Annotated in this window: 12 protein-coding genes; all 12 read left to right on the plus strand. The window is 69.5% G+C overall.

Going from position 1 to position 15,150, the window contains the following annotated elements; genetic code table 11:
• A partial coding sequence (gene mraY / locus V7D28_RS08610) for a phospho-N-acetylmuramoyl-pentapeptide-transferase (protein ID WP_333586970.1) occupies positions 1–551 on the plus strand: 551 nt, incomplete at its 5' end.
• Positions 552–570: 19 nt separating this feature from the next.
• Positions 571–1,986, plus strand: a complete 1,416-nt coding sequence (gene murD / locus V7D28_RS08615) for a UDP-N-acetylmuramoyl-L-alanine--D-glutamate ligase (RefSeq protein ID WP_333586971.1) — start codon at positions 571–573, stop codon at positions 1,984–1,986.
• On the plus strand, positions 1,983–3,176 hold the full coding sequence (ftsW, locus tag V7D28_RS08620) for a putative lipid II flippase FtsW (protein WP_333586972.1): 1,194 nt from the start codon (positions 1,983–1,985) through the stop codon (positions 3,174–3,176). Before murD ends, ftsW begins: the two co-directional genes overlap by 4 nt.
• 11 nt (positions 3,177–3,187) lie before the next feature.
• Complete coding sequence (gene murG, locus V7D28_RS08625; RefSeq protein WP_333586973.1) at positions 3,188–4,294, plus strand: undecaprenyldiphospho-muramoylpentapeptide beta-N-acetylglucosaminyltransferase; 1,107 nt, start codon at positions 3,188–3,190, stop codon at positions 4,292–4,294.
• Positions 4,295–4,322: 28 nt separating this feature from the next.
• Positions 4,323–5,744 (plus strand): UDP-N-acetylmuramate--L-alanine ligase, encoded by a 1,422-nt coding sequence (gene murC / locus V7D28_RS08630; RefSeq protein WP_333586974.1) that lies wholly within the window; start codon positions 4,323–4,325, stop codon positions 5,742–5,744.
• On the plus strand, positions 5,741–6,640 hold the full coding sequence (gene murB, locus V7D28_RS08635; protein WP_333586975.1) for a UDP-N-acetylmuramate dehydrogenase: 900 nt from the start codon (positions 5,741–5,743) through the stop codon (positions 6,638–6,640). Before murC ends, murB begins: the two co-directional genes overlap by 4 nt.
• Positions 6,641–6,751: 111 nt before the next feature.
• Positions 6,752–7,825, plus strand: a complete 1,074-nt coding sequence (locus V7D28_RS08640; RefSeq protein WP_333586976.1) for an efflux RND transporter periplasmic adaptor subunit — start codon at positions 6,752–6,754, stop codon at positions 7,823–7,825.
• Positions 7,822–10,917: an efflux RND transporter permease subunit gene (locus V7D28_RS08645; RefSeq protein WP_333586977.1), complete on the plus strand. Its 3,096-nt coding sequence runs from the start codon at positions 7,822–7,824 to the stop codon at positions 10,915–10,917. Before V7D28_RS08640 ends, V7D28_RS08645 begins: the two co-directional genes overlap by 4 nt.
• Before the next feature lie 75 nt (positions 10,918–10,992).
• The gene (locus V7D28_RS08650; protein WP_333586978.1) at positions 10,993–11,940 is read left to right on the plus strand and encodes a D-alanine--D-alanine ligase; all 948 of its coding nucleotides are present in this window, start codon (positions 10,993–10,995) and stop codon (positions 11,938–11,940) included.
• Entirely contained in the window at positions 11,906–12,820 is a 915-nt protein-coding gene (locus V7D28_RS08655) for a cell division protein FtsQ/DivIB (RefSeq protein ID WP_333586979.1), read from the plus strand. Before V7D28_RS08650 ends, V7D28_RS08655 begins: the two co-directional genes overlap by 35 nt.
• 17 nt (positions 12,821–12,837) lie before the next feature.
• The gene (gene ftsA / locus V7D28_RS08660) at positions 12,838–14,172 is read left to right on the plus strand and encodes a cell division protein FtsA (protein WP_333586980.1); all 1,335 of its coding nucleotides are present in this window, start codon (positions 12,838–12,840) and stop codon (positions 14,170–14,172) included.
• Positions 14,173–14,462: 290 nt separating this feature from the next.
• A partial coding sequence (gene ftsZ, locus V7D28_RS08665) for a cell division protein FtsZ (protein ID WP_333586981.1) occupies positions 14,463–15,150 on the plus strand: 688 nt, incomplete at its 3' end.

Consider the following 15,150-nt stretch of genomic DNA (forward strand, 5'->3'; position numbering starts at 1 on the left):
TGTTCGGCGCCTTCGTGATCGTGGGCGCGGCCAATGCGGTGAACTTCACCGACGGCCTGGACGGGCTGGCCACCGTGCCGGTGATGATCGCCGCGGCCGCCTTCGGCCTGATCGCCTATCTGGTCGGCAACTATCTGTTCGCCAACTACCTGCAGCTCCACTTCGTGCCGGGGGTCGGCGAGGTGGCGGTCTTCTGCGGGGCCATGATCGGGGCGGGCCTGGGCTTCCTCTGGTACAACGCCCCGCCGGCCAAGATCTTCATGGGCGACACGGGGTCTCTCGCGCTCGGCGGCGGCCTGGGGGCCGTGGCGGTGGCCACCAAGCACGAGATCGTCCTGGCCATCGTCGGCGGGCTGTTCGTCCTGGAAACCCTGTCGGTGATGATCCAGGTGGCCTCGTTCAAGCTGACCGGCCGGCGGGTCTTCCGCATGGCGCCGATCCACCACCATTTCGAGAAGCTCGGCTGGTCTGAGTCCACCGTCGTGATCCGCTTCTGGATCATCGCGGTGATGCTCGCCCTGCTGGGCCTCGCCACGCTGAAGCTGCGATAGGAAGGGGGCAGACGAAGCGATGATCCCGGTCCACGGCTTCGAAGGCAAGACGGTGGCGGTGTTCGGCCTGGCGCGGACGGGCCTGGCGGCGGCGCGCGCCCTCCAGGCCGGCGGCGCCCAGGTGGCCCTGTGGGACGACCGCCCCGCCGCCCGTGAGGCCGCCCTGGCCGAAGGCTTCACCCTGACCGATCTCAACTCCGCCGACTGGTGGAGCTTCGCCGCCCTGCTGCTGTCGCCGGGCGTTCCCCTGACCCATCCGACGCCGCACTGGACGGTGGACCGGGCCAAGGCCGCCGGGGTGGAGATCCTGGGGGATATCGAGCTCTTCGCCCGGGCGGTGAACGCCGCGCCTGAGCACAAGCGCCCCAAGGTGGTGGCGATCACCGGGACCAACGGCAAGTCCACCACCACCGCCCTTATCGGCCATATCTGCGCCCATGCGGGCCGCGACGTACGGGTGGGCGGCAATATCGGCTTCGGAGTCCTGGGCCTGGAGGACATGCACGGGGGCGCGGTCTATGTGCTCGAGCTGTCCTCCTACCAGCTGGATCTGACCTCCAGTCTGAAGCCCGACGTCTCCATCCTGCTCAACATCAGCCCTGATCACCTAGACCGCCATGGCGGCATGGAGGGCTATGTGGCGGCCAAGCGCCGGGTCCTGCTGAACCAGGGCAAGGGCGACACCGCCGTGATCGGCGTGGACGACCCCTATGGCCAGCGGATCTGCACTGAGGTCGTGGCCGCCAACCGCCGGACCATCGTGCCGGTGTCCTCGTCCAAAGCCATCGGCCGCGGGGTCTATGTGCTGCAGGGGCTGCTTTACGACGCCACCGGGGAGCGGGCCGTGGAGATCGCCGACCTCCTGCGCGCGCGATCCTTGCCGGGGCGCCACAACTGGCAGAATGCGGCCGCGGCCTATGCCGCGGTGCGGGGGCTGGGATTGTCGCCCGAGGAGGCCGCCGAGGGCCTGATGACCTTCCCGGGCCTGGCGCACCGCATGGAGACCGTGGGTCAGATCGGCAAGGTGCGCTTCGTCAACGACTCCAAGGCCACCAACGCCGACGCCGCGCGGCAGGCCATGTCCAGCTATCCCAAATTCTACTGGATCGCCGGCGGCCAGGCGAAGGCTGGCGGGATCGAGGGTCTGGGCGATCTCTTCCCGCGCATCGAAAAGGCCTATCTGATCGGCGAGGCCGCGCCGGTCTTCGCTGATGTCCTGTCGGGCAAGGCGCCGGTGAGCGAGTGCGGCACGCTGGAGCGGGCGGTGCAGCGGGCCTATGCCGACGCCGCGGCCAGCGGCCAGGACGCCGTCGTTCTGCTGTCGCCGGCCTGCGCCTCTTTCGATCAGTTCGCCGACTTCGAGGCCCGCGGGGACGCCTTCCGCGCCGCCGTGGCCGAGATCGACCAGCCCGTCTCGCAAGGGGCGCGGGCGTGAGCGCCGCCGAGCCCCCGGTCAGGGGCAATCAGGCGCATGCCTTTTCCCGCAGCGACCGCTCGCCGCTGGGCGTGTGGTGGTGGACCATCGACCGCTGGCTGCTGGGGGCGGTGGCGATCCTGATCGCCCTGGGGCTGCTCCTGTCTTTCGCCGCCAGTCCTGCGGCGGCGGCGCGGATGAATGTGGGAGATCCCTTCCACTTCGCCTTGCGCCAGAGCGTCTTCGCCGTGATCGGGTCCGCCATGCTGGTGGGGGTCTCGATGCTGAGCGTGCGCAATGTGCGCCGCCTGGCCTTCTTCATCTATCTGGGCGCCATCCTGCTGATGATCGCCCTGCCGTTCCTGGGACACAGCGCCAAGGGGGCCACCCGCTGGGTGGAGTTCGCGGGCTTCACCCTTCAGCCGTCGGAGTTCATGAAGCCGGCCCTGATCGTCCTGGTGGCCTGGATGTTCGCTGAGGGTCAGAAGGGGGAGGGGGTCCCGGGCGTCACCATCGCCTTCTGCCTCTACGCCCTTTCGGCGCTCCTGCTGCTGATCCAGCCCGACATCGGCCAGACGGTGCTGATCACCGTGGCTTTCGGCGCCGCCTTCTGGATGGCGGGGGTGCCCCTGTCCTGGATCATGATCCTGGGCGTCCTGGCGGTTCTCTGCCTGAGCAGCACCTATTTCATCTTCTCCCACGTGGCCGACCGGGTGAACCGGTTCCTGAGCCCGGAGGCCGCTGACACCTTCCAGGTGGACCGGGCGGCCGAAGCGATCGCGGCGGGCGGCCTCTTCGGGCGCGGGCCAGGCGAGGGGGTCATGAAGCGCCATGTGCCCGACCTGCATACCGACTTCATCTATTCGGTGGCGGCCGAGGAATACGGTCTCGTCTTCAGCCTGATCGTCATCAGCCTGTTCGCCTTCATCGTGATCCGCGGGCTCTACCGGGCGCTGAAGCTCAGCAATCCCTTCGAACAGGTGGCCGCCGCGGGGCTGTTCGTTCTGGTGGGCCAGCAGGCCATCATCAACGTTGCGGTGAACCTGAACATGATGCCCACCAAGGGCATGACCTTGCCGTTTCTATCCTATGGGGGGTCGTCCTTGATCGCCTCTGGCCTCACTCTCGGCATGGCTCTGGCGCTGACCCGACGTCGTCCCGGCGCCTTCGCCCCCAGTGAAGGGCTCGCCAAGGCGGGCGCCTTCGCCTAAACGCATGCCCCATGCGTAAGATCGCCGTGGTCGCCGCCGGGGGAACCGGCGGACATCTCTTTCCCGCCCAGGCCCTGGCCGAAACGCTGATCGCGCGCGGCTGGCGCATCGTGCTGGCGTCTGACGAGCGTGTGGCCGCCTTCGCCGAGAGCTTTCCGGCCGAAGAGCGGATCGGCCTGTCGGCCCGCACCTTCCGGCCCGGCGATCCCCTGGGCATGGCCGCAGCGGGACTGGCCATGGTCCAGGGCGTGATGCAGGCGCGCAGCGCCTTCCGGCGGATCGGTCCCGATGTGGTGGTCGGCTTCGGCGGCTATCCGTCGGTCCCAGGTCTGCTGGCCGGGATCACCATGGGCCTGCCCACGGTGATCCACGAGCAGAACGCCGTCATGGGCCGGGCCAACCGGCGCCTGGCCAACCATGTGCGCACGATCGCCTGCGCCTTTCCGCGCTTGCAGAAGGCGCCGCCCAAGGCCGCCGCCCGGGCCGTGGTGGTGGGAAATCCCGTCCGCCGGGAGATCGGCGAGCTGGCCGACAAACCCTATCTGCCCCCCGAGCCCGAGGGGACCTTGCGCGTCCTGGTCACTGGCGGCAGCCAGGGGGCGCGCCTGCTGTCGGAACTGGTGCCCGAGGCGATCCGCGCCCTGCCGGAGGGCCTGCGGGTGCGCCTGCGGGTGCAGCAGCAGACCCGCAAGGAATCCATGGATGTGGCGCGGCGCATCTATGCCGACGCCATGGTGGAGGCCGAGATCGCGCCCTTCTTCCGCGACATGGCCACGCGCCTTCGCCAAGCTCATCTGGTGATCGGCCGCTCCGGCGCGGGTACGGTGTGCGAGTTCGCCATCGCTGGGCGGCCCTCCATACTGGTGCCCCTGGCCATCGCCCTCGACGACGATCAGGGTCAGAACGCCCAGGTCATGGCTGACGCCGGCGGGGCGGTGATCGCCCGCGAAAATCAGCTCACCGTGGAATCCATGGCCAACGCCCTGGAGAAGCTGCTCACCAATCCGGACCGCCTGGCCCGCATGTCGGTGGGCGCCCGGTCGATCTCCCGTCCCGACGCCGCCGAACGCCTGGCCGACCTGGTCGAACAGACCGCCCAAGGCCGCCCCGCGCGCTGAACCTCCGTCCCAAGAGGCCCTGACACCGATGAACCGCCGCCCCGTCCCCTTCGAACTTGGCCCTGTCCACTTCATCGGCATCGGGGGCATCGGCATGAGCGGCATCGCCGAGATCATGCTGCGCATCGGCTATACGGTGCAGGGGTCCGACGCCAAGGTCAGCGCCAACACCGAGCGGTTGGAGAAACTGGGCGCGAAGATCTTCATCGGCCATGAGGGCGCCCAGGTGGAAGGCGCCTCGGCCATCGTCTATTCCACGGCGGTCAAGCCGGACAATCCGGAGATGCAGGCCGCCCGTGAGCGGCGGCTGCCGCTGGTCCGCCGGGCCGAGATGCTCGCCGAGCTCATGCGCCTGCAGTTCTCGGTGGCGGTGGGCGGCACCCACGGCAAGACCACCACCACGTCCATGATCGCCGCCCTGCTGGACGCGGGCGGCCTGGACCCGACGGTGGTGAACGGCGGCATCATCAACGCCTATGGCACCAACGCCAAGGTGGGCGAGGGCGACTGGATCGTGGTGGAGGCCGACGAAAGCGACGGCACCTTCCTGAAGCTGAAGTCCACCGTCGCGGTGGTCACCAATATCGACCCCGAACACCTGGACCATTACGGCGACTTTGAAGCCGTAAAGAAGGCCTTCCAGGACTTCATCGAGAACATCCCCTTCTACGGCTTCGCCGCGGTCTGCACCGACCACCCCGAAGTCCTGGCCCTGGCCGCGCGGGTGGAGAACCGTCGGCTGGTGACCTACGGGACCAATCCCCAGGCCGAGGTGCGTGCCGAGAAAATCTCCATGGGCCCCGAGGGCGCTCACTTCGACGTGGTCGTCCACCCCCATGAGGGCGAGACCGTGCGGATGGAGAACCTGCACCTGCCCATGCCCGGCATGCACAATGTGCTGAACGCTCTGGCCGCCATCGCCATCGCCCGGGAGCTGTCGGTGGACGCCGAGGCGATCCGCGAGGGCCTCAAGGGCTTCGGCGGCGTCAAGCGTCGCTTCACCACCACCGGCGTCTCCGGCGGGGTGCGCATCATCGACGACTACGGGCACCATCCGGTGGAGATCGGCTCGGTGCTGAAGGCCGCCCGGGCCGTGACCAACGCCCGGGTGATCGCCGTGGTCCAACCGCACCGCTATTCGCGCCTGAAGGACCTGTTCGAGGAGTTCTGCGCCTGTTTCAGCGACGCCGACGTGGTGATCGTGGCCGATGTCTATGCGGCCGGCGAAGCGCCCCTGGACGGCGCCAGCCGCGAGGCCTTGGTGGAGGGTTTGCGCCGCTACGGTCATCGCCGCGCCCTGCCGCTGGCCTCGCCCGAGGCCCTGGCCGAACTGGTCCTGAACGAGGCCCAGGAGGGCGATCTGGTGGTCTGCCTGGGCGCCGGGGACATCACCGGCTGGGCCTACGCCCTGCCGGGTCAGCTGGACGCCCTGCGCGCGAAGGCCTCATGAGCTGGCGGGAGGCCCTGCCGCCGGTTCGCGGGCGGTTGATGCTGGATGAGCCGCTTGCGCCCTTCACCTGGTTCCGGGTGGGCGGCGCGGCCGACGTGCTGTTCCTGCCCGCAGACGCCCAGGACCTTGCCGACTTCCTGAAGGCCCTGCCGCCGGAGGTTCCGGTCACGGTGCTGGGCGTGGGCTCCAACGTCATCGTCCGGGACGGCGGCGTGGAGGGCGTGGTGATCCGGCTGGCGGGCCGGGCCTTCGGGCAGGTGAGCGTCGAGGGAACAAGAATCACCGCCGGCGCCGCGGCCCTGGACGCAGCCGTCGCCCGCGCGGCGGCCAAGGCCGGCCTTGCCGGGCTGGAATTCTACGCCGGCATTCCAGGCTCTGTCGGCGGGGCCCTGACCATGAACGCCGGGTGCTATGGATCCGAAACCAAGGACGTCCTGCTCTCGGCCTGGGGGATCGACCGGACAGGGGCGCGGCGGGACTTCGTCCTGGCCGACTTCGGCTATACCTATCGTCATAGCGCCGCCCCGACCGACATCATCTGGATCGAAGCCACCTATGAAGGGCGTCCCGACGCCCCCGAGGCCGTCCAGGCGCGCATGGACGAGATCACCGCCCGCCGGGAGCAGAGCCAGCCCATCCGGGAAAAGACCGGCGGCTCCACCTTCAAGAACCCCGAGGGGCATTCCTCCTGGAAACTGGTGGACGCGGCGGGCTGGCGCGGCAAGCCCCATGGCGGGGCCATGTTCTCGCCCCTGCACGCCAACTTCATGATCAACACCGGCGAGGCCACCGCCGCCGACCTGGAAGGCCTGGGGGAGGCGGTCCGGGCCGACGTGAAGGCGAACACGGGCATCGAGCTTCACTGGGAGATCAAGCGTATCGGTCGGGCGCTCTGAACACCGTCAGACGGGCTTGTGGCCAAGACCATCGATCTCTGAGATTGCCGACACTTACGATGTAAGCTAACACTGTTTAAATTGACGGTGTGAGCATCGGAGCAGCCTGCCATGGGGCGATCGGGCCGGGTGTCGAGGGTGGCGGTCTTGGCCGCCGCCATGGTGATTACGGCCTGCAGCGGGGGCGCCCGGGAAGAGGCCGCGCCGCCGCCGCCGCCGGTGGTGGAGGCCGCCCCCGTCCGGGCCGCCGGAGAGGAAACCCAGGTGAGCGCCACAGGCGCCTTGCAGCGCCAACGGGAGGCGCAGCTGGCCTTCCGCGTTCCGGGGGTCATCACCACCCTGTCGGTGGAAGAGGGGGATCTGGTCCGCAAGGGGCAGGTGATCGCCCGCATCGATCCCACCTCCGTGGAAGCCGGACGTCAGCAGGCCCTGGCGGGCCTCGAACAGGCGAGGCGCAATCTGGAGCGCGATCAGGTTCTGTTCGAAAAGGGATTTGTCAGCCGGCAGCGGCTGGATGACCGCAGGAGCGCTCTGGAGGCCGCCGAAGCGGGCTATGCCGCGGCGGCCTTCGACCGGCGATGGGCGACGCTGACGGCGCCGTCCGACGGGGTGGTGCTGGCCCGTCCGGCCGCGCCCGGACAGGTGGTCCAGGCCGGACAGGCTGTGGTGGTGGTGGCCGATGCGGCCAGTCCGCTGGTGCTGCGCGCGCCCGTGCCCGACGAGGCCCTCTCGCGCTTCGGGCTCGGCGCTGCGGCGGCGGTGCGCGTGGCCGGCCAGGCGTTGTCCGGCCGGGTGATCCAGATCGGCGGCCAGTCCGGCCGCGCCACGGGCACGGTGGACGTGGATATCGAGATCCCCGCCAGCCCCGGCCTTCGCAGCGGCCAGGTGGCGACCGCTCTGATCGCCGGCCGCCCCGCAGGCGGACAGGCCTATGCGCGCATTCCCGCCGAGGCCATCCAGGAGGTGGACAACGGCCGGGCCTTCGTCCTGCGGCTGGACCAGGGGGTGGCCCGCCGCACGGCGGTGGCGTTCGGCGGGTTCGACGGCGATGACGCCCTGGTGAGCGGCTTGGCCGCAGGCGCCCAGGTGATCACCGCCGGCGGCGGGTTCGTGGGCGACGGCGAAAGGGTGCAGGTGGTCGATCCCCGCGCCCTGGTCGCCCAGGCCCGGAGCGCCGGCTCATGAGGTTCGACCCTGCAGGCTTCGCCGTCCGGCGGTGGCAGTTCACCCTGCTGGCCTTCGCCCTCCTGGCGGTGCTGGGCCTGAACGCCTTCAACAGCATCCCCCGCTCGGAAGACCCCCATTTTCCCATACCTGTGGTAATCGTGCGCGCGGTGCTGCCCGGGGCCGAGCCCACCGAGGTGGAGCAGCTGATCGCCGATCCCCTGGAGGATGTCCTCGACGGCCTGGACGATGTGGGGGAGATCCGCTCGTTCAGCCAGGACGGGGCGGCCGTCATCCAGGTGGAGTTCGACTGGAGCGTCGATCCCGTCCGCAAGTATGACGAGGTGGTGCGCGAGGTGAACGCCCTGCGGCCCAGCCTGCCGCAAGGTCTGGTGAGCCTGGAGGTGCAGCGGGCGCGCACCACCGAGGTGGCGGTGGTCCAGGTGGCCCTGGTCAGCGAACACCTGCCCATGCGCCGGCTGGAAAAGGTGGCCGAACGCCTGCGCGAACGGCTGGCCAGGGCGCCTGGCGTGCGTCAGGCCGAGTACTGGGGCGCGCCGGCCTCCGAGGTGCAGGTGGCCCTGGACCTGCCGCGCCTGTCGGCCCTGCAACTCCCCGCCACGGCGGTGGCCGACGCCCTGGCCGCGGCCGGCGCGGAGACGCCGATCGGCGCGGTCCATGCGGGCGATCGCCGCTTCAACGTCAAGTCCGGCGGCGCCTTCCGGGACCTGGAGGCCATCGCCCAGACGCCCGTGCGGGCGGTGGACGGGCGGGTCGTTCGCGTGCGGGACGTGGCGCAGGTCAGCTGGGCCCAGGCCGAGCCGACCCATCTGGCGCGCTTCAACGGCCAACGCGCCCTGTTCGTCACCGTCAAGCAGAAGGACGGGGCCGATGTGGCCCGGATCACCCGCAATGTGAACGCGGCCCTCGACGAGTTCGAAAAGAGCCTGCCGCCCGGGGTGAAGCTGGAGCGTGGCTTTCAGCAGTCGGAAAACGTCAAGCACCGGCTCAACCGCCTGTTCCGCGACTTCGGCCTGGCGCTGGGCCTTGTCCTGATCACCCTCCTGCCGCTCGGCCTGCGGGCGGGGCTGGTGGTCATGATCTCCATCCCGCTGTCCCTCCTGATGGGGGTCGCGGCGATCCACGCCCTGGGCTTCACCCTCAACCAGCTGGCCATCGCCGGCTTTGTGCTGAGCCTGGGCCTGCTGGTGGACGACTCCATCGTGGTCACAGAGAACATCGCCCGACGCCTGCGCGAGGGCGAGGAGCGGACCATCGCGGCCATCAATGGCACACGGCAGATCTCGCTGGCGGTGCTGGGCTGCACCGCGACCCTCATGCTGGCCTTCCTGCCGCTCATGGCTCTGCCAGAGGGGTCGGGCGCCTATATCCGCTCATTGCCGGTGGCGGTGCTGACGACCGTGGGCGCGTCGCTGATCGTGTCCCTGACCATCGTGCCCTTCCTGGCCAGCCGCATCCTGTCGCGGCATGAGGATCCGGAGGGCAATCTGATCCTGCGGACGATCAATGGCGGCATCCATCGCTTCTACACGCCCATCCTGCATCGGGCGCTGGCGCGGCCCTGGATCGCCCTGGCCATCATCCTGGCTCTCTGCGCCACCACCATCCCCATGCTCGGCGCCATCGGCTCGAGCCTGTTCCCGGCCGCCGAGACGCCGCAGTTCCTCGTCCGGATCGAGGCCCAGCAGGGCACGGCCCTGGCCAAGACCGACCAGGCCCTGCGCTTCGTGGAGCAACGTCTCGCGCAGGAAGAGGACATCGTCTGGCAGGCGGCCAATCTCGGCCGCGGCAATCCGCAGATCTTCTACAATGTGAGCCAGGGCGAGCCGCAGCCCAACTATGCCGAGGTCCACGCCTCTCTGAAGGCCTGGGAGCCCGGACGCAGCGAGGCGCTTCTGGACGCCCTGCGCCGGGATTTCGACAGCTATCCGGGCGCACGCATCCGGGTGGTTGTGTTTGAGAACGGCCCGCCCATCGAAGCGCCGATCGCGGTACGCCTCCAGGGGCAGAACCTGGAGGTTCTCAAGGCCCTGGCGGCGCAGGCCGAGGCCGTGCTCAAGGCGACGCCCGGCGCGCGCGACGTGGCCAACCCCATGCGCATCGATCGCACCGATCTGGACCTGGGCCTGGACGAGGCCAAGGCCGCCGCCCTGGGCGTGCCCGCCGGGGCCGGTCGCCGGATCACCCGTCTGGCCCTCTCCGGCGAGCCGGTGGCCCGCTATCGCGATCCGGACGGCGACGACTATGCGGTCAAGGTCCGCCTGCCCATGGACCAGCGCAACGAACTGTCGGCCCTTCAGAACATCTATCTGCCCACCACCACCGGCACGGCGGTTCCCCTGGGCGCGGTGGCCGAGCCGCGGCTGACCTCCAGCCCAGCAAGGATCGACCGGATCGACCGTCTGAGGACCGTGACCGTGACCGGCTATGTGGCCACGGGTTATCTCACCTCGGCGGTGACGGCCCAGGCCCTTCAGAAGCTGGAGACCGAGCTGAACCTTCCGCCGGGCTACACCCTGCGCCTGGGCGGCCAGGCCGAGGCGCAGTCGGAGAGTTTCGCGGGTCTCGGGGCGGCTGTCATGGTGGCGATCTTCGGCATCCTGGCCGTGCTCGTGCTGGAATTCGGCAAGTTCAAGACCGCCCTGGTGGTGGCCGGGATTATCCCGCTTGGCCTGTTCGGGGCGGTGAGCGCCCTGTGGCTCACCGGCAATTCCATGAGCTTCACCGCCACCATCGGCATGATCGCCCTGATCGGCATCGAGATTAAGAACTCTATCCTGCTGGTGGACTTCACCGAGCAGTTGCGGCGCACGGGCATGCCCCTGCGCCCGGCGCTGGAGAAGGCCGGCGAGGTCCGTTTCCTGCCCGTCCTCCTCACCTCGGTGACGGCCATTGCGGGCCTGACGCCGCTGGCCCTGGAGGGGTCAGGCCTCTATTCGCCCCTGGCTATCGCCATCATGGGCGGACTGGTCACCTCCACGGTCCTTTCGCGGGTGGCGACGCCCGTCATGTACTGGCTGCTGTCTCGGGGCGAAGCCGAGCCGGAGACCGAAACGGAGGCCTTCGTGGGCGCGCCCTCGCCCATCGTCTGAGGGGAGGATGCTTGACGCGCGGCTTGCGCCCGCCGAAGGGAGGCGCTCGCAGCAATCCCCCGACCTGAGACGCCCATGGCCCCTTCCATCGCCGGACAACATGTCGCCGTTCTTCTGGGGGGCCTCTCGCCCGAGCGTGAGGTCAGCCTGGTGTCCGGGGAAGCCTGCGCGCTCGCCCTGGAGCGGCTGGGGGCGAAGGTGACGCGGGTGGACGCCGGGCGCGACCTGGCCCAACGCCTGGCCAGCCTGCGCCCCGACGTCTGCTTCAACGCCCTGCATGGGGAGTGGGGCGAGGATGGCTGCGTGCAGGGGGTGCTGGAGACGCTGGGCCTTCCCTACACCCATTCCGGGGTCCTGGCCTCGGCGCTGGCCATGGACAAGGCCAAGGCCAAGGCGGTGCTGGCGGCCGCCGGCGTGGCGGTGCCGGGCGGCGGGCTGTTCTCGCGCCAGGCCGTGGCGGCCGACCATGTCCTGCCGCCGCCCTATGTGGTGAAGCCCAACGCCCAGGGCTCCTCCGTCGGAGTGATTCTGGTCATGGAGGGCGCCAACCAGCCGCCTCAGGAGGTGGTTTCGCCGGCCTGGACCTTTGGCGAGGAGGTGCTGGTGGAGCCCTATATCCGCGGGCGCGAACTGGCCGTGGGCGTCATGGACGGCCGGGCCATGACCGTCACCGACATCGTGCCGCGTAAAGGTTTCTACGACTACGAGGCCAAGTACGGGGAGGGCGGTTCGGTGCATGTCATCCCCGCCGATCTCCCGCCGCACGCCTTTGAAAAGGCGATGGAAATGAGCGAGCGCGCCCATGCCGCCCTGGGGTGTCGGGGGGTGAGCCGCTCGGACCTTCGTTATGACGACGTTAACGACATTCTGGTCCTCTTAGAGGTCAATACCCAGCCCGGGATGACGCCCACCTCGCTCGTGCCAGAGCAGGCGGCGACCCTCGGGGTGGATTTCGACCAACTGGTGCGGTGGATTACGGAGGACGCCTATGCCCGCGGCCCTGCGGGGGGGAGCGCAGACTAAGGCGAAGCCCCGGGCCAAAGCGCCCTCCAGTTCCCGAAAATCCCGTGCGCCGGCCAAGGGGCAAGGCGCCTATGCGCCGGCCAAGCTCGGCGCTGTGCGGGGACTGGGCTTTTCACCTGTGCACGGCCTGATGATCGCCGGCGGCGTGCTGGCCGTCACCCTGACGGTCGCCCTGGCCACGGGCGACCGCGCCGAGCGCCTGAGCGCCGGGACCTCGAAGACCATCGGCGAACAGTTCGCGGGCCTCGGCTTTCGATTGAACACGGTGCACGTGCAGGGGGCCTCCCCGGCCGCCACCCGCGACATCCTGCGTGCGGCCGGCGTCTTCAAGGACCAGCCGGTCCTGGGTCTGGACCTGGAGAGCCTGCGCGGGCGCATCGAATCGGTGGGCTGGGTGGAAGAAGCCCAGGTGGTCCGCCTGCTGCCCGACACCCTGGTGATCTCGGTCAAGGAGCGCCGCCAGCTGGCGGTCTGGCAGCACAACGGCCAGGTGCGGGTGATCGATGAGACCGGCCGGGTGATTCCCGAGGCCGACCCCCTGAGCGCCGCCAGCCTTCCCCTGGTGGTGGGGCAGGGCGCCGAGCAGCACGCTGCGGCCATTCTTCCGCGCATCGCCGCGCGGCCGCGGCTGACGGCCCGGGTGGAGGCGCTCGTGCGGGTCGATGACCGTCGCTGGGACCTGAGATTGAAAGACGGCTCGCTGGTGCAACTGCCGGCGGTCGATGAAGAGGCGGCCCTCATCCAGCTGGAGCAGCTCGACCAGCGCTCCCGCATCCTGGAGCTGGGATTCGCCCGGATCGACTTGCGCGATCCAACCATGGTGGCGGTGCGTCCCCGTGAGCAGGTCCGGTCCGCCGGGCTGATCGCGGACGGGGCTTGAGGGTGGCGGAAGGGCGAATGGCCTTCGGAACCAAGACGATCGACAGAAACGCCGGGCGCGAGAGCCTGAAGGCGGCCCTGGGGCGCCAGCCTCTGGTGGCGGCCGTGGACCTGGGTGCGTCCAAGGTGTCCTGCTTCATCATGAAGCCGGATGGCGTGCGACGGGCTGACCGGACGCTCAGCGCCTGCGGCGTGGGCTATGTGCAGTCGCGCGGCATTCGCGGCGGGGCCATCGTCAATCTCGATGAGGCCTCAGACGCCATCGCCCAGGCGGTGGAGCGGGCCGAGAATGTCGCCGGGGTGAATGTGCAGGGCGTCACCGTCGCGGTGGCCGGCGGGCAGTTGCGCAGCCACAGAATCTCCGGACGCGTGACCCTGGGCGCCCGACCCATTTCCGACCATGATCTGGTCCGCGCCATCCAGGCTGCGCTCGCCCAGGTCAAGCTGCCCGACCGTCGCGCCGCCCATATTCTGCCCATCGCCTGGCGGGTGGACGGCCAGAGCGGCGTGCGCGATCCCCGCGCCATGTTCGGCAAGAGCCTGGCGGTGGAGCTCGTGGTGGTGTCCATCTCCGAGACCGCCTACCAGACCCTGGGCGCCTGCGTGGAGCGGGCCCATCTGCAGTTCGAGGGCGTCGTCGCAGCCCCCTTCGCCTCGGCGCTGGCGGCGCTCGAGGAAGACGAGATGGACCTGGGCGCGGTCTGTATCGACATGGGCGGCGGGTCCACCTCGGCGGCGGTCTTCGCCGCCGGCAGCCTGGTCCATGTGGAGACCCTGCCGGTGGGCGGCCAGCACGTCACCGCCGACATCGCCCGCGGCCTGTCCACCTCCAGCGCCGGAGCCGAGCGGATCAAGACCCTGCACGGATCGGCCATCGCCTCGGCCAATGAGGACCGGGAGATGATCGAGGCCCCGCCGCGGGGGGACGATCCGGGCGCCGGCCCGGTGATCGCCCCGCGATCCCTGCTCAAGGGCATCATCGCCCCGCGGGTGGAAGAGACCCTGGAGCTGCTGCGTGACCGTCTGAAGGCGTCCGGCGCCCCTGTCGAGCCGGGCGCCAGCCTGGTGCTGACCGGCGGCGCCAGCCAGTTGGCGGGCGTGCGCGAGGTGGCGGTGCGGGTCTTCGACCGTCCGGTGCGCCTGGGCCGTCCGCGGCGGGTGCCGCACCTGGCCGACGCCGCTTCGGGACCAGCCTTCTGCGCTGCGGCCGGCGTGCTGCATCGCGCAGCGTTCGGCCCCCGCGAGGCGGTCTCGGCCCGGGCCGTTTCCGGCGCCCGTGTTCGGCGGGAGGCGCTTGATCCCCGGGCGAACCCGGTGGTGAAGGCCGCGGCCTGGCTCCGCGAAAACCTCTGAACCGCCAAGTATTTTCCGTTCACGGCCAAGTTTAGCCAAGACCGCTCGACTGCAGGCCTGCGTCCGTGCGACGCCATGGCGCATCGGCGCGGGCAAGGGCCAAAGCAGAGCCTAACCCTTGCGGAACAACAAAAAATTGCGGCTCGCGCGGATCGACGGACCTCCGACTCAATGTATGCGGTTTACGTTCGATTAAGGATGGTGGTCGCTTAGTTAACCGCATCCCAATCGAAGCGCTCTGCGGGCGGGTCGCAGGCGCTTCAACAGATTTGCGGAGGACGCAGGGTCCTATGGCTATTGCACTGACGGCGCCGCGCGAGACGGAACTGAAGCCGCGTATTGTTGTGTTTGGCGTGGGCGGGGCCGGCGGCAACGCGGTCAACAACATGATCGAGGCGCACCTGGAGGGGGTCGAGTTCGTCGTGGCGAACACCGACGCCCAGCAGCTGGCCTTCTCCAAGACCGACCGGCGAATCCAGCTCGGGCACACGGTCACTCAGGGCCTGGGCGCCGGCGCCCATCCCGAGGTGGGCATGAGCGCCGCCGAGGAATCGATCCCGGAGATCGGTGAGCACCTGGACGGCGCCCACATGGTCTTCATCACCGCCGGCATGGGCGGCGGCACCGGCACCGGCGCCGCCCCCATCATCGCCAAGTGCGCCCGCGAGCGCGGCATACTGACGGTGGGGGTGGTCACCAAGCCCTTCCACTTCGAGGGCCGCCATCGGATGCGACTGGCGGATTCGGGCATCGCCGAGCTGCAGCGCTATGTCGATACCCTGATCGTCATCCCCAACCAGAACCTGTTCCGGGTGGCCAATGAGCGGACCACCTTCGCCGAGGCCTTCGGCATGGCCGATCAGGTGCTGCATTCCGGCGTGCGCTCCATCACCGACCTGATGGTTCTGCCGGGCCTGATCAATCTCGACTTCGCCGACGTCCGCACGGTCATGACCGAGATGGGCAAGGCGATGATGG

It is taken from the genome of Phenylobacterium sp. (assembly GCF_036723115.1).
GTDB lineage: Bacteria > Pseudomonadota > Alphaproteobacteria > Caulobacterales > Caulobacteraceae > Phenylobacterium.